This window comes from Xanthobacter sp. BG11Y11_SDJG (assembly GCF_057364445.1).
This window is the reverse complement of sequence record NZ_JBNFNU010000623.1, coordinates 1-1,615: the sequence shown is the minus strand read 5'-3', so window position 1 is coordinate 1,615 and position 1,615 is coordinate 1. Positions and strand designations below refer to the sequence as shown.

Below are 1,615 nucleotides of genomic sequence, written 5' to 3'. Positions count from 1 at the left end.
GCCGAGAGATCGTCGAGGTCGCCGCGCGCGGCGGCGCGGCGAGGTCGCGCAGACGCGTGCGCTCGGCGGCGTTCGCGGTGGGCAAAGGCAGCGCCAGGTCGGCGGCGGGCAGGACGATGCAGGTCTGCTCCTGGTCGAACTGCACCGGCACGCGCAGCACCGCCACATGGGCCGCGCCCTCGCCCGGGCGGCCGGCAGCATTGCAGCACCCGCACCGGCCGCGCCTTGCCGCCGGTGAGGGTGCGGACCATGTTGCAGCCGATGGCCGTGACGAGGTCGTAGACCTGCCGGCCGCCGGGCGAGGGGCCGTCATAGATGCCGTAGCCGATGGCCACATGGTCGCCGTGCCGCTGGAGATAGACCGTGGCGCTGCGGGAATAGCCGATCTGGAGACCCACATAGTCGCGCAGAGCGTCACCCAGCGTCGGCGCCCGGGCCATCATCTCGCCGATCAGGCCGAGGGACAGGTGATCCGCCCGCTCGCCGAGCCGCAAGCCGAAGTCGGCACGGCCGGTGAGCCGCGCCGAGCGCTCCAGGAGACGGACCAGGGACGTCATGGGCAGCCGCGCCTCGGGCACCAGATCCTGTGGCGCGAGTCCCGTTTCCGCCAGCGCCTCGTCGAGCGAGCCTCCGAACTCGCTCAGCAAGGCCGGCACATGCGCGATCGGACCCACCCGCTGCATGGGCGTGCGCTGCACCTTCGGAGCCCCCTCGTCCTCAAATGGCAAGCTTTGATCTGCGTCATAGGCTAACCAAAGCTGACGGGGCAAGAGCAGGTTGCGGGGTATTGGTTGCGGCGTCAGGGCGCCGCGGCGCGGCATCGGGTCCGTCAGGGCGGGTCGGTGCCGCGCCATTTCTTCGGCGCGCCCAAGCCCCGCGGCGTCGTGATGCGATCGGGTCTTCACCCGCTGCCAGGCTTCAGGCATTGTCCCGTCCTTCCCCCAAGCGGGCTGCCTTCGGGCGCCCCGCCCATGCGAGGCGAATTCCGATGACCGACAAGACCTCCAATCCGGCCCGGTTCCGCAGCTCAGCGCTGGGGCTGGCGGCGGCGCTGGCCGTGCTTGCGTGCGGTGCCGCCGAGGCGCAGCAGGCGGCGCCGACGCAGCATGTGCCCCTAAAGAAGGCCATCGGCGTGCCGCATATCGACCGGCCGATCCCCTCGCTCGCGGTGCTCAATGCCGCCGGCGCGAAGCTTGAAGGCACCAAGCTCACCCTCACCGGTGTCGCCTCCAACACCATCGTGTTCGCCGACCGCCCGGTGCGCGCGGCCGGCCACGAGACGCTGAAGCAGTTCCTGATGCAGTGGGACGAGGGCAAGGATTCCTTCGCCGTCGACCCGCCCAACGCCACCGTCTCCGTGCTCGGCGCCAATCCCGGCGAGGTGTCGGACGTGGTGGTGGTGCTGAAGGCGCCGAAGCTCGACGGCACGACTCTGACCTTCGACGTCAAGGTGCTGGAAGGCACGCTGACCGCCGGCGGCCCGGCTGGCGGTGTTCATCGACGCCTGGGCTGTGCGCGGCCCCTATTGGCGGCGGCCGCGGTCCGTGTGGGCGGCCTTACTAACCATTGCGGCCGGTCTTACTCATGCGCCTGGTATGCCCATCCCTATTACCCG

Annotated in this window: 1 protein-coding gene and 1 pseudogene; one reads left to right on the top strand and one right to left on the bottom strand. The window is 70.6% G+C overall.

Going from position 1 to position 1,615, the window contains the following annotated elements; translation table 11 throughout:
- The coding region (locus tag AC2W7M_RS25085; RefSeq protein WP_486135788.1) for an AraC family transcriptional regulator ligand-binding domain-containing protein at window positions 1–728 on the bottom strand (728 nt) is incomplete at its 3' end.
- A gap of 260 nt (window positions 729–988) precedes the next feature.
- Between AC2W7M_RS25085 and AC2W7M_RS25080 the strand changes: the two are divergent.
- Window positions 989–1,615: pseudogene (locus AC2W7M_RS25080) on the top strand (hypothetical protein); the annotation flags it as partial.